Raw genomic sequence first — 20,933 nt, 5'->3', positions numbered from 1 at the left:
TACCATGAATTGAGAAAATGTAAATAAAAGGCAAAAGGCATTTACAACTGGAATACAGAATTATATAATAGAGAACGGATTACAAATCAAAATGATTTATGATATACAGGGAGGAAGAAAAATGCTGGAATTACGGAACGTTTCCTTTCGAGTTGCAGAAAATTCTAAAGACAAAGAAAAAGGAATTTTAGAAAATGTAAGTTTTACTCTTGAGGATAATAGATTCGTTGCTATCACGGGACCGAATGGAGGCGGAAAATCAACACTTGCAAAAATTATTGCAGGAATTGAAAAGCCTACTCAGGGACAGATTTTATTAGATGGAGAAGATATTACAAACTGGAGTATTACAGAAAGAGCGAAACATGGAATTAGTTATGCTTTTCAACAGCCGGTACGCTTTAAAGGTGTTACGGTCTTTGATTTAATTAATTTGGCAGCGGGAAAAGAGATTTCTTTATCCGGAGCATGTCAGTATCTTTCAGAAGTAGGACTTTGTGCAAAAGACTATATTAACAGAGAAGTAAATGCCAGCTTGTCCGGCGGAGAAATGAAGAGAATTGAAATTGCCACAGTTATGGCAAGAGGAACAAAACTATCTGTTTTTGATGAGCCGGAGGCAGGTATTGATTTATGGAGTTTTCAAAATTTAATACAGGTATTTGAAAAGATGCACAAGGAAAAGAAAGGCTCTATTTTGATTATTTCTCATCAGGAACGTATTTTAAATACCGCAGATGAAATTCTGGTAATTGCAGATGGAAGGCTTGTAAAAAGAGGAAGTAAAGAAGATGTGTTGCCTGCATTGTTAGATGCAGCACAGGCAGATACCGGCTGTGAAATGTGGCAGAAGGGAGTGCAGAGATAATGGATAACGTACAAAAAGAGCTGTTAAAACAAATTGCAGGGCTGCATGAAATTCCTGTAGGAGCATATAACATCAGAACAAATGGAAAAACAGAGGCAAGAAACAGCACAGAACATATCGAAATTGTCCCGAAAGAGGGAAGTGATGGTATTGTGATTAAAATTAAAGCCGGAACAAAGAATGAGAGCATTCATATTCCTGTTGTGCTAAGTGAAGCCGGATTAAAAGAGACGGTTTATAATGATTTTTATATCGGGGATGACTGTGATGTTACGATTGTTGCAGGCTGCGGTATTCACTGCGGAACAGATGATTCCAGTGAGCATGATGGAATTCACAGCTTTTTTATCGGTAAAAATTCAAAGGTAAAATATGTGGAAAAACACTATGGAAGCGGTGATGGTAAAGGACAGAGAATTATGAACCCGGAAACCATTGTGGAAGTAGGGGAAAACAGTTATATGGAAATGGATACTGCCCAGATTAAAGGTGTGGACTCTACCATCCGTAAAACAACGGTAAAGCTGGACAAAAATGCCAGTATCAAAGTTATGGAGCGTTTGATGACTCACGGAGAACAGAGAGCAGAAAGTCATTTTGTAGTGGATTTAAACGGAGAAAATTCAGGAGCTAATATTATTTCTCGCTCTGTTGCGAAGGATAATTCTTATCAGTTGTTCCAATCTGTACTCAATGGAAACGAAATGTGCAGCGGACATACAGAATGTGATGCGATTATTGTAGGAAATGCAAAAATCAGTTCCATTCCTGAAATTACTGCTAATAATTCTGATGCAGCGCTTATTCATGAGGCTGCCATTGGAAAAATTGCAGGAGAGCAGATTATTAAGCTGATGACTCTGGGACTGACAGAGGAAGAAGCGGAAGAACAGATTATCAGTGGATTTTTAAAATAATATAGGCTTTCTTTGTTTTCAAAGCTGAAAAATGAAAAAATCGCTGTATCCATTGTGCGTAAAGGGCACTGAAAGTGGGGTACGGCGATTTTGTCATTTTTGTAATTTAGAAGGAGTAAAAATATGAATTCTGTGTCAAAGAAAAATAAATATGAAATCGATATGTGCAACGGTTCTATTATGGATAAATTGATTTCGTTTTCTCTGCCATTGATGCTTTCGGGAATTTTGCAGTTGATGTTTAATGCCGTGGATATTGTGGTAGTGGGGAGATTTAGCGGCAGTCAGGCATTGGCGGCAGTAGGTTCAACCTCTGCGCTGATAAATATGTTCACTAATTTATTTATCGGGGTTTCCCTGGGAGCAAATGTACTGGCAGCCCGTTTTTACGCATCGGGACGCTCCAAGGAAATGTCAGAAACAGTTCATACCTCTATTACCTTTGCCTTAATCAGCGGAATTGTAATGGTGTTTGTGGGACTGTTTTTTTCCAGATTTGCATTGGAGCTTATGGCAACGCCCTCAGATGTCATTGATCAGGCAGCTCTTTATATGAAAATTTATTTTTTGGGAATGCCGTTTTTCATGTTGTATAATTATGGGGCGGCGATTTTAAGAGCCGTGGGAGATACAAAGCGCCCGTTGTTTTTCCTGATTGCAGCAGGATTGATTAATGCAGGACTAAATATGGTACTGGTTATTGTGTTTCATCTGGGCGTAGCAGGAGTGGCTATCGCTACGGTGATTTCTCAATTAGTTTCCTGTGTTTTGGTGCTACGGTGTCTTTATCAATCAGACAGCAGTTATCAGCTTCGCTTTTCCAAACTTACCTTGAAGAAAAATCATTTAAAACAGATTTTTCAGGTGGGAATACCGGCTGGAATTCAGAGTACAGTTATTAATTTTTCCAATGTGCTGCTCCAGTCCTCTGTGAATTCTTTTGGTTCCATTGCCATGGCAGGATATACAGCAGCTAACAATATTTTTGGTTTCTTGTTTGTTGCGGTGAATTCCGTTACTCAGGCATGTATGAGCTTTACCAGTCAGAACTTTGGAGTTGGAAAATGGAAGCGCATGGATAAGGTTCTCTGGAATTGCATTATTCTTTCTGTTGTAGTTGCGGTACTTTTGGGTGGCGGCGCTTATGTATTTGGACCGGAGCTTCTACGGATTTATACAAAAGATCCGCAGGTTATTCAGTGTGGAGTGGAAATTCAGCTTTACACCACAGTTACTTATTTTCTCTGCGGGCTTATGGATTTGTTTCCCGGAGCTTTGCGTGGAATGGGACATTCGGCAGTACCGATGTTCTTATCTGTAATCGGAACAGTAGGAACCAGAATTCTCTGGATTTTTTGGATATTTCCACAGCACCGTTCTTTAGATTGGCTGTTTATTTCTTATCCGGCATCTTGGATTGTAACCATTATACTTCAGGTTATTTGCTTTTGGTTTGTGCGAAAGAGCGTTCATAGAAAATTAAAAATAAATAGGAGGTAAGAAAAGATGGTTTATACAGTTACTTTTAATCCTTCTCTGGATTATATTATTTCTTTACAGGGATTTCAGATGGGAACGACTAATCGAACCAAAGAAGAACAAATGCTTCCGGGAGGGAAAGGAATTAATGTTTCCACAGTACTTCAAAATTTGGGGATAGATAATACAGCATTGGGATTTACGGCAGGATTTACCGGACAGGAAATTGAGCGTATGGTAAGAGAAATTGGATTTCAATGTGATTTTATCAGGACAAAAACAGGATTTTCCAGAATTAATGTGAAATTGAAAGATTATGACGGAACAGAGATTAATGGAATAGGTCCTGTAATTCAAAAGGAAGAAGCAGAAAAATTGATGGAAAAACTCAAACATTTAGAGGAAGGGGATGTTCTGGTTCTGGCAGGAAGCATACCGGAGAGTCTTCCAAATTCTATTTACAGAGATATTTTAGCAGAACTTCAGGGTAAAGGAATTCTTTTTGTTGTGGACGCTACAAAAGATTTGCTTTTATATGTGTTAGAATATGAACCGTTTTTAATTAAACCTAATAATCATGAACTTGGGGAAATCTTTGATGTGGAATTAAAGACCAGAGAGTCTGTAATTCCTTATGCAAAAAAACTTCAGGAAAAAGGAGCCAGAAATGTTCTGGTATCTATGGCTGGGGAAGGCGCCGTTCTTGTAGCAGAAAACGGAGAAGTATTTATGCAGCCAGCACCGAAAGGAACATTAGTGAATGCTGTAGGAGCAGGTGACTCTATGGTAGCCGGTTTTATTGCCGGATGGATGGAAAGACAGTCTTATTCCCATGCGTTCCGTATGGGAGTTGCAGCAGGAAGTGCCAGTGCATTTTCCCATCTACTGGCTACCAAGGAAGAAATTCAGAGAATTTATGAACGATTAGAAAAATAATAAATCATTACAAATAGCCAGACGTGGTATAAAATTCTTTCTTTGAAAGCTTAGTGTTTGTATAGAGAAACAAATTATGTTACAATAACAGTAAGTTGGTATTGGAAGGAGGGTGTCGCATGATTTATAATAATGTTCGACATGAATGTAATCTTTATAATTTCTTTTTTGCTCCTCGTGGAAACCGCAGAGTTATGGAACTGGGAAGAAAAATTACCCAGATGTACTTAAATCCTTTTGATAAGATTATAGGGATTATTGGGGCAAAAGATTCAGGTAAGAGTATGTTGATTAAAGGAATGTTTCCGGGAATTCAGATGGTGGAGTCAGATGATGAATTTGATATTTTAAATATGCCCTTGCTTAATGCGGAAGATGTGGGTTTTTATACGCCGAGAACGTTCCATGTAGATGTGCGCAGTGCCAGAAAATATGTTTCTCTTGAGGAAATTGCAAAGGCAGTACACAATGTAATAGGGATGAATAAAAGAGTAATTGTAGAGCACTTCGAAATTTTATATCCAGTTTTGAAAAGAAATGCAGATTTGCTGATTGGAATTGGAGAGGAAGTGATTGTTACAAGACCTTCTCTTTTCGGACCATTGCCGGACAATATTGCAAATGTTGTTTTTGACTCTTTAATTTATCGAAAAATGACACATAGCGCAGAAGAGTTGTTTGGGTATTGCGTAAAAGATATTGATCGGCCTAAATGTATCCGTTCTGATATTAAACATGGGTTTATGTTGAATTATACAGAGAAACCGTCTTTTGATTTGGCAGAAATTGAAGAAAAGATACTTGATTTAATTCATCAGGATTTGCCTATCAAACCCTACGATGAGGAACATATTCAGATTGGTGATTATGTAATGGATTGTACCGCACCTCTTTTACATGTAGAGAGTACGGGGCAAATAGAAGATTTTTCTCTGGTAAAAGAATATTATTATGAACCGAAATTCCACTTATACGCAGTAGCCGGAACCGTAGGACATAAGCATGAAGAAACAGAGAAAAATGAAGAATTAAATAACATTGAGATTTAAAACAACTGAAGAAACATCAATTTAAAAAATAGTCATAAAAGGGAGAAAATCATTTTGAGTTTTCTCCCTTTTACTATTACTGATATTTTCTTAAATAATATTTTTCCAAAAGAGAAATAAAACCATACAAAAGAATAGCAATAACACATAGAATAACAATTGCCATAATCATGGTAGTAAGCTGGAATACCTGGCTGGAATAAATAATCAAATACCCCAGTCCCTGCTTACTTCCAATCATTTCTCCTATTACAATTCCAATCAAGGAAAGTCCGATATTGACCTTCATGACACTGAGAATTAAAGGAATAGAAGCTGGCAGAATAACTTTGATAAGAGCGTCTTTTTTATTGCCTCCCAGAGTTTGAATTAGTTTTAATTTATCAGAATCGATTTCACAAAATCCTGTATATAAATTTAAAACAGCACCAAAAATAGCCACAGAAATACCGGCAATAATAATTGTTTTCATATTACTGCCCAGCCACACAATAAGCAGAGGAGCCAGAGCAGATTTTGGTAAACTGTTTAATACTACTAAATAGGGCTCTAAGATACTGGAAACTCTGGGGAAAATCCAAAGAATTACAGCACAGAGGATACCGAGTAAAGTAACCAGTGCAAAGCTTATTAAAGTTTCTGTGAGTGTGACGGAAATGTGTTTTGTCAGGCTTCCATCTGAAATCATTTTAAACATAGTATCTAAAATCTGTGAAGGACTGGAATAGATAAAAGAGTCTATGATGCCCAGTCGGGCAGTTATTTCCCATAATCCCAGAAAAAGAATTAGTAAGAGAATACGGAAACATTGAATGAGGCGTACATTGCGCTTTTGAATTTGTAAATAGCGTTTCTGTTCAGCAGATACAGAATGTAAATCAGCCATGAACATTCAACTCCTTCCAGATTTCATTGAAATAGGTTTTAAATTCCGGAGCATTTCTGGATGCCATAGGCGTGCGTTCTTCCATAGAAAATTTGATATTTATAATTTTTTGGACAAAAGCTGGACGATTGCTGAAGATAATTACTCGATCTGCCATACTCACAGCTTCTGCAATGTCATGTGTTACAAGAATAGCAGTTTTTCCTTCCTGACGGATAATAGTTCCGATATCGTCTCCAACAGAAAGACGAGTTTGGTAATCTAGGGCAGAGAAAGGTTCATCTAACAGAAGTAAATCGGGTTCTAAGGCTAATGTGCGAATAAGAGCTGCTCTTTGTCTCATTCCACCAGATAATTGAGAAGGTCTGGAATTTCTGAATTTGTACAACCCGTAGTTCTCCAGAAGATTTTCAACGTGTTTTTTTGTTTCCGGAGTAACTCTCCCTTGAATTTCCAGTCCCAGCAGCATATTGCTGTAAATGGTGCGCCATTCAAATAAATGGTCTTTTTGCAGCATATAACCGATATTGGTATTGGACATGGATAAAGGAGTTCCGTTTAAGAGGAGTTCTCCTGCGGCGGGTTTTAAGAGACCGCAAAGCATATCTAAAAATGTGGATTTGCCACATCCGGAAGGTCCTACAATAGCTATAAATTCTCCTGGAAATACAGAAAAAGATATATGAGAAAGAGCCGGAGTTTCACCGGCTTTCGTATGGTAGGTATAACTTATATCTTTTACTTGAAGAAGAGGCAAACTCATAGTGAAGCTCCTTTCTTGAATTTTTCATATAGTATTATATGAAAAGAATACGTTTTTTGACAGAGAAAGGAATTGACAAAGGACTACTATGTGGTACAATATAGTTAAGAAGGTACTATGTAGTATATAGTAGTGATAGTGAGGAAAGACAGGTGGTGGAAATTATGTATGACAAATCTCAAATGATGAGGGGGACATTGGAAGGCTGCATTTTGAAAATCATCAGTGTAGAGACAACGTACGGATATGAGATTGTTACGAAACTTCAGGATTTTGGATTTGAGGATATGAAAGAAGGAACCATTTATCCGATTCTGGTGCGCTTAGAGAAGAAAAATATGATTTCCTCACAATTCCGCCCTTCTCCCTTGGGACCGAGCAGGAAATATTATTCTCTTACACGAGAAGGACAGGAACAATTAAATGAGTTTGAAATTTGTTGGCGAAGTGTATCAGATACGGTGGAGGCTATATTGAAATTATAAGGAAATGGGGTGGCAAATATGAAGAAAAACGTATGGAAAGAATTAAAAAAAGAAAATAATGCCAAAGCCTTGAATTTGGAAATAGAAGACCAAAGGTATTTGGACAAAGTGACTGCTTATGCTGTAAATCAGGGTGTGGGAATGATGGAGACAGAAATTATTCGAAAGGATTTAATCGGTATAGCAGAAGAAGCACAAAAAAATGGAGAGCGATTAGAAAATTCTCTGGGAGATGTAAAAGAATTTACAGAAAATCTGGTTACAGAAGGAAGAAAGGAGAGCAAAAAAGACCAGATTTATTACTGTATTCAAGAAATCGGAAAATCTTATCTGGTTGTAATCGCGCTGGTTTTCTTTCTTGCAATAACAACGGATTTCAAACATTTTTTGGGAACTGGCATATTCAGTCTGGCAGATTTTTTATGGGTTTTCTTCTTGCCTTGTCTTCTATCATTATGGCAGATGCACACTATTGGGCGCTTTGTATTGGTTAAAAAAATTGGCTGGATTTTAAGTGCAGTGGCTGCTGCTGTTATAATTTTCCCCAATATACTGTTTAAAATAGTATTTGAGGATATTTTGCCTTTTTCGGAGATTATGGTTCCTAATTGGGTATTTCTGATATTATTACCCTTAGCTGGAGGGGTATACTGGTATGGAAAACAAAAATTTGACCATACTGTAGAACAGGTAGTGAAAAAACATAATCTATAAAAAAGAATTTAAGAGGGTACTTGACAAATACCATAGAATTTATTATATTAAAGGAGAAAAAAGATTGTGAATTATTTAACAGGAGGACTGTGACTATGAAAATTTTATTTTTTGACACAAAAAACTACGACAAAGACTCATTTGAAAAACAGATTGCAAATTATCCTGAGATTGAAATGGATTATTTAAAGACAGACCTTGCTCCAAAGACAGCTCCTCTGGCAAAAGGCTATGATGCAGTGTGTGCGTTTGTAAGCTCTGATGTAGGCGCTGAAACGATGACCGTGCTTCACGAAGCAGGTGTCAAGCTGATTTTAATGCGCTGTGCAGGATTTAATAATGTTGATATGGATAAAGCAAAAGAATACGGTATTCGTGTTATGCGTGTGCCGGGATATTCACCGGAAGCAGTAGCAGAGCATGCTATGGCTCTTGCACTGGAGGTAAACCGCCGTCTTCATAAGGCTTATGTAAAAGTAAGAGAAAACGACTTCAGCCTTGGCGGTCTCATGGGCTTTAACTTCTATCAGAAAACAGCAGGTATCGTGGGAACAGGTAAAATCGGCGCTGCTATGGCAAAAATCTGCCGTGGATTTGGCATGAAGGTTATTGCCTATGACGTATACCAAAATCCGGATTTAGCAGACTTTGTAGAATATGTAACTTTAGATGAATTACTGGCACAGAGTGATTTGATTTCTCTGCATTGCCCGTTGATGGACAGCACTTATCATTTAATTAACAAAGATACTATTGCAAAAATGAAAGACGGTGTTATCCTTGTAAATACATCAAGAGGCGGACTGGTAAAAACCAATGATTTGATTGACGGAATTCGTGCAAGAAAATTCTTTGGAGTAGGTCTTGACGTATACGAAGAAGAAACAAAGAACGTATTTGAGAACCGTTCTGATGAAATTTTGGAACATTCTACAACAGCCAGACTGCTTTCTTTCCCGAATGTTATGATTACTTCTCATCAGGGATTTTTCACAGAAGAGGCGCTGACTGCAATTTCTCAGACAACCCTTGATAATGCAATGACTTTCTTAAAAGGCGAAACAAACGAAAACGAGGTAAAATAAGCCGGAAGGGATAGAAATGAATAGAAATTATCAGAAAGAGCTGGAAAAGATTATTGAGAAAAATAAAGCGGAAAATAAAGTTCCAAGTCTCTTTCTACATAGCTGCTGTGCACCTTGCAGCAGCTATGTATTAGAATATCTTTCTCAATATTTTGAAATAACCGATTTTTTCTATAATCCGAATATTTCTCCAAAGGAGGAATACGAAAAAAGAACGGAAGAAATGAAGCGTCTCATTGAAGAGATGCCTTTTGTACATAAGCCCAAGTTTGTAGAAGGGGAATACTGTCCGGAGGATTTTTTCAAAATGGCAAAGGGACTGGAGGACGTGCCGGAGGGCGGAGAGCGATGCTTTCAGTGTTTCCGTATGCGTATGGAGGAAGCGGCACGTTTGGCAGCAGAAGGCGGGTATGATTATTTCACAACAACGCTGACCATTAGTCCGTTAAAAAATGCACAAAAAATAAATGAAATAGGGGAGGAGCTGGCAGAAATCTATGATGTTAAGCACCTTCCCTCTGATTTTAAGAAGAAAAACGGATATAAACGTTCTACGGAATTGTCAAAAGAATATCAATTATATCGTCAAGATTATTGCGGTTGTGTATTTTCGAAAAAAGAAAGAGAAGAACAAAAGAAAAAATCTTGCATTTAATACTATAAAGTGATAAAATTCTGCTCAAAGCATTGGCTACAATAAAGAGAAAGAAGTGAGAACAGAATTATGGCACAATTATGGGGAGGACGTTTCACGAAAGAAACAGATCAGCTGGTTTATAATTTCAATGCTTCCCTCGGTTTTGACAAAAAGCTCTATAAGCAGGATATTCAGGGAAGCATGGCACATGTTAAAATGCTTGCAAAGCAGGGAATTTTAACAGAGCAGGAAAAGGATGAAATCCTCAAGGGACTGACAGAAATTCTTCAGGACATTGAAGAGAAAAAGCTGGAATTTTCTCCGGAATACGAGGATATTCACAGTTTTGTAGAAGCAAATCTGATTAAAAGAACAGGTGATGTGGGAAAGAAGCTTCATACAGGAAGAAGCCGCAACGATCAGGTTGCATTAGATATGAAGCTTTATGTCAGAGATGAAATTCAGGAGACAGATATGCTCTTAAAAGAGCTGTTGGAAACACTTTTGAAGTTAATGGAAGACAATTTACATACGTATATGCCGGGATTTACCCACTTGCAGAAGGCGCAGCCGATTACGGCGGCACATCACTTTGGCGCATATTTTGAAATGTTCAAAAGAGACAGAAGCCGTCTGGCAGATACGAAAAAGAGATTAAATTATTGTCCTTTAGGCAGCGGAGCTTTGGCAGGAACAACGTATCCTTTGGACAGAGAATATACGGCAGAGCTGCTGGGCTTTGACGGAGCAACCTTAAACAGCATGGACTCTGTTGCAGACAGAGATTATTTAATTGAATATTTATCAGACTTATCTGTGATTATGATGCACCTGAGCCGTTTCTGCGAAGAAATTATTTTGTGGAATTCCAACGAATATCAGTTTATCGAAATTGATGACGGATACAGCACAGGCAGCAGTATTATGCCTCAGAAGAAAAATCCGGATATAGCAGAGCTGGTAAGAGGAAAGACAGGTCGTGTCTACGGGGCGCTGATGTCTCTTCTTACTACTATGAAGGGAATTCCTCTGGCATATAATAAGGATATGCAGGAGGATAAAGAGCTCGCATTTGACGCAATGGATACGGTAAAAGGCTGTATCGCCCTGTTTAACGGTATGCTGGAAACCATGGAATTGAAAAAAGAGAACATGGAAAAGAGTGCGAAAAACGGATTTACCAATGCCACAGATGCGGCAGATTATCTTGTAAAAAAAGGCGTACCGTTTAGAGATGCTCACAGCATTGTAGGCGAGCTGGTATTATTCTGCGTGAAAAACCAGATTTCTCTTGATGAAATGCCGTTAGAGGAATATCAGAAAATCAGTCCGGTATTTGAGCAGGATATTTATGAAGCAATCAGCATGAAGACCTGTGTGGAAACCAGAAATACCATTGGCGCTCCGGGACCGGAGGCAATGAAAAAGGTACTGGAAATTCAGAAAAAATATCTGGAAGATTGTGAAAAACATTGACATTTTGACAGGATTTGCTATATTAAATAAAACGAAACGGAGGAGATAAGCAGATGAGTGAAAAATTAAGAGTCGGAATTTTAGGCGCAACAGGAATGGTTGGACAGAGATTTATTTCTTTACTGGAAAATCACCCTTGGTTTGAAGTGGTGACTGTTGCAGCAAGTGCAAGAAGTGCAGGAAAAACTTATGAAGAAGCAGTAGGAGCTCGTTGGAAAATGACAACTCCTATGCCGGAAGCAGTAAAGAAATTAGTGGTTATGAATGTTGCCGATGTAGAAGAGGTTGCTTCCACTGTGGATTTTGTTTTTTCCGCAGTAGATATGTCAAAAGAGGAAATCAAAGCCATTGAAGAAGAATATGCAAAGACAGAAACACCGGTAGTTTCTAATAACAGCGCTCACAGATGGACACCGGACGTACCGATGGTTGTTCCGGAAATCAATCCACAGCATTTTGATGTGATTGAATTCCAGAAAAAACGTCTGGGAACAACAAGAGGATTTGTTGCGGTAAAACCAAACTGTTCTATTCAGAGCTATGCGCCTGTATTGACAGCATGGAAGGAATTTGAGCCTTATGAAGTGGTTGCTACTACTTATCAGGCGATTTCAGGTGCAGGAAAGACTTTTAAAGACTGGCCGGAAATGGTAGAAAATATTATTCCTTATATTGGCGGAGAGGAAGAGAAGAGCGAGATGGAACCGTTGCGTCTTTGGGGTGAAATCGAAGACGGCGTAATCGTTCCTGCAAAAGAACCTGTTATTACCTGTCAGTGTGTACGTGTTCCTGTTTTAAACGGACATACAGCGGCAGTCTTTGTAAAATTCAGAAAGAAACCTACAAAAGAGCAGTTAATTGAAAAATTGACAGCATTTAAAGGAATTCCACAGGAATTAGAGCTGCCAAGCGCACCAAAACAGTTCATCCGCTATATGGAAGAAGCTGACAGACCACAGGTACAGGCTGATGTAGATTATGAAAACGGCATGGGCGTAAGCGTAGGACGCTTAAGAGAAGATAAGGTATACGACTTTAAATTTATCGGTTTATCTCACAATACAGTTCGTGGCGCAGCAGGCGGTGCAGTGCTTTGTGCAGAAACCTTAAAAGCAAAAGGATATATTACAAAGAAATAAAAAATGATATTTTTTTAACAGAGGTGGCAGCCTGCAAGAAACAGGTATGCCGCCTTTTTTCTTCCATAGGAAAATTCGTACATGGCAAATTGCGTCCTATTTGACGCTTTTAAAAAGTTGTGTTAGCATAAAAGATACGTAATTTTGAAAGGAAAGAGAGCTTTCATGAATAAATCACTATTTATAGCAGAAAAACCCAGCGTTGCACAGGAATTTGCAAAAGCGTTAAAAGTAAATACTTCAAGGAAGGACGGATATTTAGAGTCGGAAAATACCATTATTACCTGGTGTGTGGGACATTTGGTGACCATGAGTTATCCGGAAGCCTATGACCCTGCACTGAAAAGGTGGAGTTTAGAAACCCTTCCGTTTCTTCCGGAGGACTTTAAATATGAAGTTATTCCTTCTGTAAAGAAGCAGTTTCAGATTGTAAGCGGGCTTTTAAACCGCAAGGATGTGGAAACGATTTATGTATGTACGGACTCTGGACGTGAAGGAGAATATATTTACCGCCTTGTGGCAATGATGGCAGGGGTAAAAGATAAAAAGCAAAAAAGAGTCTGGATTGACTCCCAGACAGAGGAGGAAATTATTCGTGGGATAAAGGAAGCAAAAGATATCAGCGAGTATGATAATCTTTCTGCATCTGCATACCTCAGGGCAAAAGAGGATTATCTCATGGGAATTAATTTCTCCAGATTACTTTCTTTAAAGTACGGAAATGCTGTGTCAAATTATCTGGGAAGCCGTTATCAGGCAATTTCTGTGGGAAGGGTAATGACCTGTGTTCTGGGAATGGTGGTGCGCAGAGAACGGGAAATCCGAGAATTTGTCAAGACACCTTTTTACAGAGTCATCGGTAATTTTAAACAGCAGGGGCATACTTTTGAAGGAGAATGGAGAGCGGCAGAGAGCAGCAGATATTTTGCATCGCCTCTTTTATATAAGGAAAACGGATTTAAAAAGAAAGAAACAGCTATGGAATTAAAGGAAATTCTTTCTGCAAATCCTCCTTTGGAAGCAGTGGTGGAAAAGATAGAGAAGAAAAAGGAAAATAAAAATCCTCCGCTGTTATTTAATCTGGCAGAGCTTCAAAATGAATGTTCCAGATTATTTAAATTAAGTCCTGATGAAACCTTAAAAATTGTGCAGGAATTATATGAGAAAAAGCTGGTTACTTATCCAAGAACAGATGCCAGAGTCCTTTCCAGTGCAGTTGCAAAGGAAATCTATAAAAATATCAGCGGCTTAAAGAACTATGAGCATGGAAGTATTTATGCGGCAGAGATTTTAGAGACAGGTTGTTATAAAAATCTCATAAAAACAAGATATGTAAATGATAAACAGATTACAGACCACTATGCCATTATTCCCACAGGGCAGGGATTAAATGCTTTACGCAGTATTTCCGTGCAGGGAAGTAAGGTTTATGAAGTGATTGTAAGAAGGTTTTTAAGCATTTTTTATCCTCCGGCAGTATATCAGAAAATCAATCTGGTATCGGTGATTGAAAAAGAAAAATTATTTTCTTCTTTTAAAATACTGGTATCAGAAGGCTATTTAAAAGTAACTCCGAATTCTTTTGGAAAGAAGAAAGACAATGCAGGAAAAGAAGAAAAAACCATTGCAGAGGATGGGGAATTTCTTAACTGGATTTTGGGTATTAAAAAAGGGAGTTATCTTTCCATTGAAGACTTTTCTATAAAAGAAGGGGAAACATCACCGCCAAAGCGCTATACCTCAGGTTCGATGATTTTGGCAATGGAAAACGCAGGACAGCTTATCGAAGATGAGGAGCTGCGTGCACAGATTAAGGGAAGCGGTATCGGAACCAGCGCTACCAGAGCAGAGATTTTGAAGAAATTGGTGACCATTAAATATCTGGAATTAAATAAAAAAACACAGGTGATTACGCCTACACTGTTAGGGGAAATGATTTTTGATGTAGTGAATTGCTCCATCCGCTCTCTTTTAAATCCGGAGCTTACGGCAAGCTGGGAGAAGGGGCTTACATACGTGGCAGAAGGCAGTATCACTTCGGAAGAATATATGTTTAAGCTGGAAAATTTCATTAAATCCCGTACAGAAGGTGTGTTGGGGCTTCGAAATCAGTTGATGTTAAAGCAGTTTTTTGACGCTTCTTCCAAGTTTTATAAAAAACCGGCGCAAAAAAGGTTGGAAAATCAAAAAAAGCGTAGTAAAATAGAAAAAAATAATTTAAGAGAAGGTAGGTAGAAAAAATGGAGCAGTTAACGATTAAAGAGTTATATCATGATTTAAGCAAAACCCTTGCAAAAGAGCTTTTAGAAGAAAAGACTTATCCATGGGAGGCTCTTCCCTGCATTGGCGAATATATTCTGAAATTAGGAGAGACTTTAGACGAAGCAGAGTATGAGAAAAAAGGCGATAATGTATGGATTGCCAAAACAGCGAAAGTAGCGCCGACTGCTTATATCAATGGTCCTGCCATTATCGGAAAAGAGGCAGAGGTTCGCCATTGTGCTTTTATCAGAGGAAATGCTCTGGTAGGAGAATGCGCAGTAGTGGGAAATTCCACAGAGTTAAAGAATGTTATCTTATTTGATAAGGTTCAGGTTCCTCATTACAATTATGTAGGCGACTCTATTTTAGGCTATAAGTCTCACATGGGGGCAGGGTCTATTACATCCAATGTAAAATCAGATAAAAAACTGGTAGTTGTAAAGGCTGCAAACACACATATTGAAACAGGTTTGAAGAAATTCGGCGCAATGCTTGGAGATGAAGTGGAAGTTGGCTGCGGTTCTGTTTTAAATCCGGGAACAGTAGTGGGAAGCAACAGCAATATTTATCCTCTTTCTTCTGTAAGAGGCGTTGTTCCTTCTGACAGTATTTATAAAAAAGGCAATGAAATTGTAGAAAAACAATAGCGTATGTATTATAGAAAACCACATTATTATGACAAATTTTCCTGCACAGCGGAGCAATGTCCGGATACTTGCTGTGCAGGCTGGCAGATTGTAATTGATGAAAATTCTTTAGAAAAATACAGTAATGTCTCCGGTGATTTTGGTATTCGTCTTTTGAATTCCATTAACTGGAGAGAGGGGATTTTTGAACAATATGAGAAGAGATGCAGCTTTTTAAATGCAGAAAATCTCTGTGATATTTATAAGGAATTAGGTGCAGATGCGCTGTGTGACACCTGCCGTTTATATCCCAGACATATTGAAGAATTTGAAAATTTAAGAGAATTTTCTCTGTCCTTATCCTGTCCCGTAGCAGCAAAAATGATTTTGCAGTGTCAGGAACCGGTGAGGTTTCTGGAAGAAGAGGACGAGAAAGAAGAATGTGAAGAAGACTTTGAAGATTTTGATTTTCTTTTGTTTGACTGTCTTTTAGAGGTGAGAGAAAAGCTGTTTTCCATTGTGCAAAACAGAACAATTCCCATAGAAAAGAGAATGTACTGTGTCTTGAAAATAGCAAAAAATTTACAGACTGCTCTTGATGAGGGAGAACTTTTTGAAAGAGATTTTATGGCAGAAATTGAGTTGTGCTTACAGGAAAAAGCAGAAGATTTTTCAGGTAATCTTTATGAAATTGTGCAGGCGTTCAGAAAAGATTTGTTAAGACTGGAAGTGCTTCGAGAAGAGTGGAAAACAAATTTAAAGGCGGCAGATAACCTTTTTCAAAAGGGTGAAACATGGTATGTGGAAAAGAGAGACAGATATAAAGCTGAAATAAAAAATACCATAGGACAGGAACAGTGGGATATTTATAAAGAACAGCTTTTGATGTTTTTCCTGTATACTTATTTCTGCGGTGCAGTCTATGACGATATGATTTATTCCAAGGGTGTTTTATCTGTAATATCCGTTTTCTGGATAGAAGAAATTACCTTTTGGAGCTGGGCGGCAGACGAAGGACAAATAGAAGAAAAAAATCTATTGGAAACAGCTTATCGCTATGCAAGAGAGATTGAACATTCTGATGAAAATCTGAACTTACTGGAAGAAATTTTCGACTTAGATAAGCACTATAAGCCGGAAACTTTAAGATGTATTTTTGTCAGGGAAAGGAAACAGCATGAGTAAAGAAAAGGAAGAAAAACAGGAAAAACCATATTGGGAAGGGAAAGAATATTCTTTTTATAATCATAAAAAATGTGAATTTTTCCCTTGCCATGAAACCACAGATCCGCAGAATTTTAACTGTTTGTTTTGCTACTGTCCTCTGTATGCCTTAGGCAGTAAATGCGGAGGCAACTTTAAATATACAGAGCAGGGAATAAAAGATTGCAGTGCCTGCAAGCTGCCTCACAAGAGAAAAAATTATGGTTATATTATGAGTAAATATCAGGAAATTATGGAGTTGGCGAAGAAAAACCAATAGTCTGTACGAGAGAAATACAGGCTGCTAAATCTTCACACACATAGTCGCAAAAAGGAGCTAAATCAGGGCTGTAAGGGGTTAAATCCGGTATCATACAGGAAATACCTCCTGCGGCCTTTGCTGCTTTTAAGCCATTGATGCTGTCCTCCACAATCATACAGGAGTCAATAGAAATCTGAAGCTTTTCAGCCGCTTTTAAGAAAATGTCAGGATTTGGCTTGCTTTTTGAAACTTCATTTCCGCAGACAGAAGCAGAAATTCCCTCATAGATATCTGCTAATTTCCAATAGTGTTCTGCCTGTGTTCTGTCCGTAGAGGTGGCAATTCCCCAGGGTATATTTTCGCTTTTTAGAAAAGAAAGCAGTTCATAAAGTCCTTTTTTAGGAGGAACAGAATATTTTTCTACATAAGCATTTAAGTAGTCGCTGCGGATTTTTCTGGCTTGATGATAATCGACAGCGCCGTTATACCATTCCTGAAAAAGAGCACAATTTCGCTCTCTAGAGCCTCCTCTTAATTGTTTCAATCGGTCTTCTGTGAGAGAAAAATTCAGTAAATCAGCAGCTTTTTCCCACCCTTTTTTCATAATCTTTTCTGTATCAAATAAAACACCATCCATGTCGAAAATGATTGCTTTTATCATAATAATCCCTCTTTAAAATCTTTTTCTTTCAGAATAGCAGAAGTTTGGAAATGTAGCAAGAAAGAATTAAATAAGAAAAAGCATTGGCAGGTGATTTTTGACATGATAGAATATAGAGGAAAAATATCTGAATGGAGGTTTTAGCGATGAAAGAAGAAATCAGAGAAATTATAGATTATTATAGTAAACAGAGAAATCCACAGGAACAGGAAAATATAGTTGCCATGCTTCGAGAAATACAGGAAGCAGAAGGGTGTATTACTATGAAGGTACAGGAAGAGGCTGCGGAAGCGTTGGGAGTTAAGCCGTCTGTTTTATCTTGTATTATTAAGCGTTATCCCAGCTTGAAGGAAGCTGATTATGCGCATGAGATGGTGTTATGCACAGGAAAAAGCTGTCAATGCAAAAACAGTATGGAAATTTTAGATATGGTAAGGAAAGAATTTGGCATTTCAAAAGACGGTATATCAGCAGACGGAAGCTTTCATCTGACTACAAGAAATTGTTTAAAGCAATGCAGAACTTCTCCCAATATGCTTTTGGACGGAGAGTTGTATGCCAATTTAACAAAAGAAAAGGTAATATCATTATTAGAAAAAAGGAGATAAAACATTGGAATATCAGGTATTATTATTTGATTTAGACGGCACTTTAACTGCATCAGGGGAAGGAATTACAAAGTGTGTGCAGTATGCTTTAGAAAAGATGAATAAGAGAGAGCTGGCACAGGATTTAAAGAAGTTGGAGGTGTTTGTAGGGCCTCCTTTATTAGAGCAGTTTATGGCTTATGCAGGGCTTTCAGAGGCAGAAGCGGAAGAAGCGGTGAAATTCTATCGGGAACGTTATCTGCCTGTTGGAATATTTGAAAATAAGCCTTATGAAGGAATCGAAGAAGTATTGAAAAAGTTAAAAGAGAAGGGATATATCCTTGCAGTAGCATCCTCCAAGCCGGATTCTATGGTAAAAACAGTTTTAAATCATTTTTCCCTGATGCCATATTTTCAGGTTGTAAAGGGAAGCGATATTACAAAGCCTAAAATGACAAAAGCAGAAGTCATTGAAGAAGTTTTAGAGGAACTGGGATTTTCTGAAAAAAGAGAGTCTGCAGTCATGATTGGAGACCGTCATCATGATGTTTTAGGCGCAAAAACAGCAGGGATTTCCTGCATTGGAGTTACTTATGGCTATGGGGATTTTCAGGAATTGCAGCAGGCAGGAGCAGTAAAAATCGTTGACAGCACAAAGGAATTAGGGGAGCTTTTCGGTGTCTGAGAATACTTGACAATCAAACTATAATGTGGTAAATTGTCGCATTGAGAAGTAAAAAGGAAGGAAGATGAAATGTGCTGATTTTAGTCATTATGTGTATCGGAATATGTATTGGAAACAAGTTTTTGTCTCCAAAATATAAGAAAGCAAACGAGATTTTTCAGATTATGTGTACGCTGTCTTTGATTTTTTCCATGGGTGTTATGCTGGGACAGGACGACAATTTTTTTGATAAGCTCTTTACATTAGGCTGGGAAAGTTTTTTGTTTTTCCTTGTGCCTTCCGTATGCTCCGTTATACTGGTATTTATTTTGACAAAGCGTTTTATGGATGACAAAAGAAAAAAAGAAAAGGATTGACTTATGGTAATTTTAGCAGTTTTGGCATTGGTTTTAGGTGTCCTTGTGGGTACTTTTGATGTGCAGAATTTTTTACTGGATGCACTGGTATCGAATAAGGATTTGGTTTTATATCTTTTGATGTTTTCCGTGGGAATGAGCATTGGTCTTCACAAAGGAATTATTAAAAAGATAAAAGAATATCATGTAAAAATATTGATTATTCCGGCGGGGATTATTGTGGGAACACTTCTGGGAGGGGTGCTTCTCAGTATGGTAACAAAGTATAACGTAGGAGAGAGTACTTCGGTGGTAAGCGGTTTGGGGTGGTACAGCCTCGCAGGTGTTACCATAGGAAATCTGGCAGGAGCGCAGCTTGGAAGTATTGCTTTTTTAAGCAATCTGATGCGGGAAATTTTTTCGTTTTTTACAATTCCTTTTATTGCAAAACACTTTAATTATTATTCCTGTATTGCTCCGGCAGCGGCTACAAGTGAAGATACCACACTTCCTATGATGATGAAATATACAAATGAGGAAACGGTAGTCTTATCGGTAATTAATGGAGTTTTATGCTCTGCGGTAGTACCGGTATTAATTCCTTTATGTTATCAATTAAAATTTTAAATGAATAAAGAGAGGTTGTTGCGTTAAGTGCGTGCATATCGAGAATATGTATGAATATTCCAGATTTCTGCTTAATGTGACAGCCTTTTTCTTTTATATTTCTAAAATATAATTATTTTACTTGTGTAGAGCCTTTCTTTCAGATATAATATACATAACAAAAAGGTCGTGTAGTAGAAGGAGAAAGGAGCGGTAGGAATGAAGAAATATGGTATATATATTTTTTTGTGCGGAATATTGCTTGCGGGATGCAGCAGCGAAAAAGAACCCTCACAGATTGAAATTCCCGAAGAAAAAATAGCCAAGTTTCAAATGGGAAGTATAAGATCAAAACCGGAAGAATATAAAAAGCTATCTGATTTCATTGAAAATATGGAAGGGGCTGTGCCGGAAAAAGACCAGAAGAAAGCACCTCATAGAGGAGAAGACTATTATCCTGTCTCCTTTATCTACGAAGATGAAACAAAGGATATTTTCTATTTCTTTCCAAAAGGTGAGAAATGGTATCTGGAAACAGAGAATGGAGACGTTTATGGAAACGCAGATTTTATTCTGGACTATGTAGATATTGATTTTAACATTGATGTAAAAAGGGAGATAAGGATAGACAAAGATGTATTAAAAAGAACTTTGGAAATAGGAAAAGACTTTAAAACTTATGATACAAAATTTTCCTTTGCAAGTGGCGTTGTAAATACAATGGAGAAGACAGGAGATGCAGAAGAAGAGGCCATTTCTAAAGTGAGAAAAAGTAGCATAGAAAATCAAAAGATATACGAATATGCTAAAAAATCCGGTTATGAAGTTTCAGAAAAAGAAGTGGAAGAAAGGATAAAAAAAATACTGGAAGATTTTAACAAACAGGAAGATTATCCGGAATATGAAGCTATTTGTAAAGAATACGGGACAACCATGGAAGAATGTTTGGAGAAGAGTAGAGATTATATCAAAGAAGAAATGACAAAAAATAAACTTTCACTTGAAACGTACAAGGATTTTCAAAATGGAAAAGATAAAATAAAGGATAAGACCTATGAGACACCCTATGAATATTCTCGGGCAATCTTAGATGAAGTTGTATATACGGAAATATCAGATGAAGATATATCTTCTTATATTCAGGAATTGGATGAAGCAGAAGCATATTATTTGGAAAATTTTTAGTTACTAACTAGAAAAAGGAGTTATCGCCTTAAAGGCGATAACTCCCTTTTTAGGTGCGCCTTGCGGCGCACGCCGCTAATGGATGAA

Annotated in this window: 23 protein-coding genes; 20 read left to right on the top strand and 3 right to left on the bottom strand. The window is 37.7% G+C overall.

Annotation, left to right across the window (positions count from 1 at the left end; genetic code table 11):
- The first annotated feature begins 121 nt into the window (after window positions 1–121).
- The 5 genes from CGC63_RS08785 to CGC63_RS08765 all read left to right on the top strand — a co-directional run bounded on the left by CGC63_RS08785 (window position 122) and on the right by CGC63_RS08765 (window position 5,249).
- Window positions 122–868 carry an ABC transporter ATP-binding protein gene (locus tag CGC63_RS08785; protein ID WP_040351126.1) on the top strand — a complete coding sequence of 249 codons (747 nt, stop codon included), beginning with the start codon at window positions 122–124 and terminating at the stop codon, window positions 866–868.
- On the top strand, window positions 868–1,785 hold the full coding sequence (locus CGC63_RS08780) for a SufB/SufD family protein (RefSeq protein WP_003021026.1): 918 nt from the start codon (window positions 868–870) through the stop codon (window positions 1,783–1,785). Before CGC63_RS08785 ends, CGC63_RS08780 begins: the two co-directional genes overlap by 1 nt.
- Window positions 1,786–1,908: 123 nt before the next feature.
- Window positions 1,909–3,285 (top strand): MATE family efflux transporter, encoded by a 1,377-nt coding sequence (locus CGC63_RS08775; RefSeq protein WP_003021028.1) that lies wholly within the window; start codon window positions 1,909–1,911, stop codon window positions 3,283–3,285.
- 6 nt (window positions 3,286–3,291) lie between these two features.
- Complete coding sequence (gene pfkB, locus CGC63_RS08770; RefSeq protein ID WP_003021030.1) at window positions 3,292–4,200, top strand: 1-phosphofructokinase; 909 nt, start codon at window positions 3,292–3,294, stop codon at window positions 4,198–4,200.
- 119 nt (window positions 4,201–4,319) lie between these two features.
- Window positions 4,320–5,249, top strand: coding sequence for a hypothetical protein (locus tag CGC63_RS08765; protein WP_040351127.1), 930 nt, complete (start codon window positions 4,320–4,322; stop codon window positions 5,247–5,249).
- Window positions 5,250–5,325: 76 nt separating this feature from the next.
- Here CGC63_RS08765 and CGC63_RS08760 read toward each other — a convergent pair whose 3' ends face one another.
- Window positions 5,326–6,135: an ABC transporter permease gene (locus CGC63_RS08760; protein ID WP_040351128.1), complete on the bottom strand. Its 810-nt coding sequence runs from the start codon at window positions 6,133–6,135 to the stop codon at window positions 5,326–5,328.
- The gene (locus tag CGC63_RS08755; protein WP_003021036.1) at window positions 6,128–6,898 is read right to left on the bottom strand and encodes an ABC transporter ATP-binding protein; all 771 of its coding nucleotides are present in this window, start codon (window positions 6,896–6,898) and stop codon (window positions 6,128–6,130) included. Before CGC63_RS08755 ends, CGC63_RS08760 begins: the two co-directional genes overlap by 8 nt.
- A gap of 164 nt (window positions 6,899–7,062) precedes the next feature.
- Between CGC63_RS08755 and CGC63_RS08750 the strand changes: the two genes are divergently transcribed.
- The 10 genes from CGC63_RS08750 (at window position 7,063) to CGC63_RS08705 (ending at window position 16,805) form a co-directional block, all read left to right on the top strand.
- The gene (locus CGC63_RS08750; RefSeq protein ID WP_003021038.1) at window positions 7,063–7,383 is read left to right on the top strand and encodes a PadR family transcriptional regulator; all 321 of its coding nucleotides are present in this window, start codon (window positions 7,063–7,065) and stop codon (window positions 7,381–7,383) included.
- 18 nt (window positions 7,384–7,401) lie between these two features.
- On the top strand, window positions 7,402–8,097 hold the full coding sequence (locus CGC63_RS08745) for a DUF1129 domain-containing protein (RefSeq protein ID WP_003021040.1): 696 nt from the start codon (window positions 7,402–7,404) through the stop codon (window positions 8,095–8,097).
- Between the two features lie 95 nt (window positions 8,098–8,192).
- Window positions 8,193–9,182 (top strand): 2-hydroxyacid dehydrogenase, encoded by a 990-nt coding sequence (locus tag CGC63_RS08740; RefSeq protein ID WP_009246243.1) that lies wholly within the window; start codon window positions 8,193–8,195, stop codon window positions 9,180–9,182.
- Window positions 9,183–9,198: 16 nt separating this feature from the next.
- Window positions 9,199–9,837 (top strand): epoxyqueuosine reductase QueH, encoded by a 639-nt coding sequence (locus CGC63_RS08735; RefSeq protein ID WP_003021044.1) that lies wholly within the window; start codon window positions 9,199–9,201, stop codon window positions 9,835–9,837.
- 69 nt (window positions 9,838–9,906) lie between these two features.
- A complete protein-coding gene (argH, locus tag CGC63_RS08730; protein ID WP_003021046.1) occupies window positions 9,907–11,295 on the top strand; it encodes an argininosuccinate lyase in 1,389 nt (462 codons plus the stop codon).
- Window positions 11,296–11,348: 53 nt separating this feature from the next.
- Entirely contained in the window at window positions 11,349–12,434 is a 1,086-nt protein-coding gene (gene asd, locus CGC63_RS08725; protein WP_003021048.1) for an aspartate-semialdehyde dehydrogenase, read from the top strand.
- Between the two features lie 165 nt (window positions 12,435–12,599).
- Entirely contained in the window at window positions 12,600–14,669 is a 2,070-nt protein-coding gene (locus CGC63_RS08720; RefSeq protein WP_003021050.1) for a DNA topoisomerase, read from the top strand.
- A 5-nt stretch (window positions 14,670–14,674) separates the two neighbouring features.
- Window positions 14,675–15,343: an acyltransferase gene (locus CGC63_RS08715; RefSeq protein ID WP_003021052.1), complete on the top strand. Its 669-nt coding sequence runs from the start codon at window positions 14,675–14,677 to the stop codon at window positions 15,341–15,343.
- A gap of 3 nt (window positions 15,344–15,346) precedes the next feature.
- A complete protein-coding gene (gene fliB / locus CGC63_RS08710; RefSeq protein ID WP_003021054.1) occupies window positions 15,347–16,507 on the top strand; it encodes a flagellin lysine-N-methylase in 1,161 nt (386 codons plus the stop codon).
- Window positions 16,500–16,805, top strand: coding sequence for a cysteine-rich small domain-containing protein (locus CGC63_RS08705; RefSeq protein WP_003021056.1), 306 nt, complete (start codon window positions 16,500–16,502; stop codon window positions 16,803–16,805). The genes fliB and CGC63_RS08705 overlap by 8 nt, the downstream gene beginning before the upstream one ends.
- Here the strand turns inward: CGC63_RS08705 and CGC63_RS08700 are convergent.
- Entirely contained in the window at window positions 16,777–17,448 is a 672-nt protein-coding gene (locus CGC63_RS08700; RefSeq protein WP_003021058.1) for an HAD family hydrolase, read from the bottom strand. The two genes, CGC63_RS08705 and CGC63_RS08700, sit on opposite strands and share 29 nt — an antisense overlap.
- Window positions 17,449–17,594: 146 nt before the next feature.
- Between CGC63_RS08700 and CGC63_RS08695 the strand changes: the two genes are divergently transcribed.
- From CGC63_RS08695 to CGC63_RS08675, 5 genes are all read left to right on the top strand, one after another.
- Window positions 17,595–18,056: an NADH-quinone oxidoreductase subunit NuoE family protein gene (locus tag CGC63_RS08695; RefSeq protein ID WP_022239887.1), complete on the top strand. Its 462-nt coding sequence runs from the start codon at window positions 17,595–17,597 to the stop codon at window positions 18,054–18,056.
- A gap of 4 nt (window positions 18,057–18,060) precedes the next feature.
- Window positions 18,061–18,720, top strand: coding sequence for an HAD-IA family hydrolase (locus CGC63_RS08690; RefSeq protein WP_003021062.1), 660 nt, complete (start codon window positions 18,061–18,063; stop codon window positions 18,718–18,720).
- 71 nt (window positions 18,721–18,791) lie between these two features.
- Complete coding sequence (locus tag CGC63_RS08685) at window positions 18,792–19,076, top strand: hypothetical protein (protein WP_022239886.1); 285 nt, start codon at window positions 18,792–18,794, stop codon at window positions 19,074–19,076.
- 3 nt (window positions 19,077–19,079) lie between these two features.
- Window positions 19,080–19,682: a LysO family transporter gene (locus CGC63_RS08680; RefSeq protein ID WP_003021065.1), complete on the top strand. Its 603-nt coding sequence runs from the start codon at window positions 19,080–19,082 to the stop codon at window positions 19,680–19,682.
- Window positions 19,683–19,880: 198 nt separating this feature from the next.
- Entirely contained in the window at window positions 19,881–20,846 is a 966-nt protein-coding gene (locus CGC63_RS08675) for a hypothetical protein (RefSeq protein WP_003021067.1), read from the top strand.
- The last annotated feature ends 87 nt before the right edge of the window (window positions 20,847–20,933 follow it).

Origin of the sequence: Blautia hansenii DSM 20583, assembly GCF_002222595.2 — a bacterium.
Classification (GTDB): Bacteria; Bacillota; Clostridia; order Lachnospirales; family Lachnospiraceae; genus Blautia; species Blautia hansenii.
Note: the sequence above shows the minus strand (reverse complement) of the source record. Positions and strands in the feature narration are given on the sequence as shown.

Excerpts from the sequence above, each read along its gene's own strand:
- CGC63_RS08785 (WP_040351126.1), top strand. The coding sequence starts at position 122 with ATGCTGGAATTACGGAACGTTTCCTTTCGAGTTGCAGAAAATTCTAAA.
- CGC63_RS08780 (WP_003021026.1), top strand. The coding sequence starts at position 868 with ATGGATAACGTACAAAAAGAGCTGTTAAAACAAATTGCAGGGCTGCAT.
- CGC63_RS08775 (WP_003021028.1), top strand. The coding sequence starts at position 1,909 with ATGAATTCTGTGTCAAAGAAAAATAAATATGAAATCGATATGTGCAAC.
- pfkB (WP_003021030.1), top strand. The coding sequence starts at position 3,292 with ATGGTTTATACAGTTACTTTTAATCCTTCTCTGGATTATATTATTTCT.
- CGC63_RS08765 (WP_040351127.1), top strand. The coding sequence starts at position 4,320 with ATGATTTATAATAATGTTCGACATGAATGTAATCTTTATAATTTCTTT.
- CGC63_RS08760 (WP_040351128.1), bottom strand. The coding sequence starts at position 6,135 with ATGGCTGATTTACATTCTGTATCTGCTGAACAGAAACGCTATTTACAA.
- CGC63_RS08755 (WP_003021036.1), bottom strand. The coding sequence starts at position 6,898 with ATGAGTTTGCCTCTTCTTCAAGTAAAAGATATAAGTTATACCTACCAT.
- CGC63_RS08750 (WP_003021038.1), top strand. The coding sequence starts at position 7,063 with ATGTATGACAAATCTCAAATGATGAGGGGGACATTGGAAGGCTGCATT.
- CGC63_RS08745 (WP_003021040.1), top strand. The coding sequence starts at position 7,402 with ATGAAGAAAAACGTATGGAAAGAATTAAAAAAAGAAAATAATGCCAAA.
- CGC63_RS08740 (WP_009246243.1), top strand. The coding sequence starts at position 8,193 with ATGAAAATTTTATTTTTTGACACAAAAAACTACGACAAAGACTCATTT.
- CGC63_RS08735 (WP_003021044.1), top strand. The coding sequence starts at position 9,199 with ATGAATAGAAATTATCAGAAAGAGCTGGAAAAGATTATTGAGAAAAAT.
- argH (WP_003021046.1), top strand. The coding sequence starts at position 9,907 with ATGGCACAATTATGGGGAGGACGTTTCACGAAAGAAACAGATCAGCTG.
- asd (WP_003021048.1), top strand. The coding sequence starts at position 11,349 with ATGAGTGAAAAATTAAGAGTCGGAATTTTAGGCGCAACAGGAATGGTT.
- CGC63_RS08720 (WP_003021050.1), top strand. The coding sequence starts at position 12,600 with ATGAATAAATCACTATTTATAGCAGAAAAACCCAGCGTTGCACAGGAA.
- CGC63_RS08715 (WP_003021052.1), top strand. The coding sequence starts at position 14,675 with ATGGAGCAGTTAACGATTAAAGAGTTATATCATGATTTAAGCAAAACC.
- fliB (WP_003021054.1), top strand. The coding sequence starts at position 15,347 with ATGTATTATAGAAAACCACATTATTATGACAAATTTTCCTGCACAGCG.
- CGC63_RS08705 (WP_003021056.1), top strand. The coding sequence starts at position 16,500 with ATGAGTAAAGAAAAGGAAGAAAAACAGGAAAAACCATATTGGGAAGGG.
- CGC63_RS08700 (WP_003021058.1), bottom strand. The coding sequence starts at position 17,448 with ATGATAAAAGCAATCATTTTCGACATGGATGGTGTTTTATTTGATACA.
- CGC63_RS08695 (WP_022239887.1), top strand. The coding sequence starts at position 17,595 with ATGAAAGAAGAAATCAGAGAAATTATAGATTATTATAGTAAACAGAGA.
- CGC63_RS08680 (WP_003021065.1), top strand. The coding sequence starts at position 19,080 with ATGGTAATTTTAGCAGTTTTGGCATTGGTTTTAGGTGTCCTTGTGGGT.
- CGC63_RS08675 (WP_003021067.1), top strand. The coding sequence starts at position 19,881 with ATGAAGAAATATGGTATATATATTTTTTTGTGCGGAATATTGCTTGCG.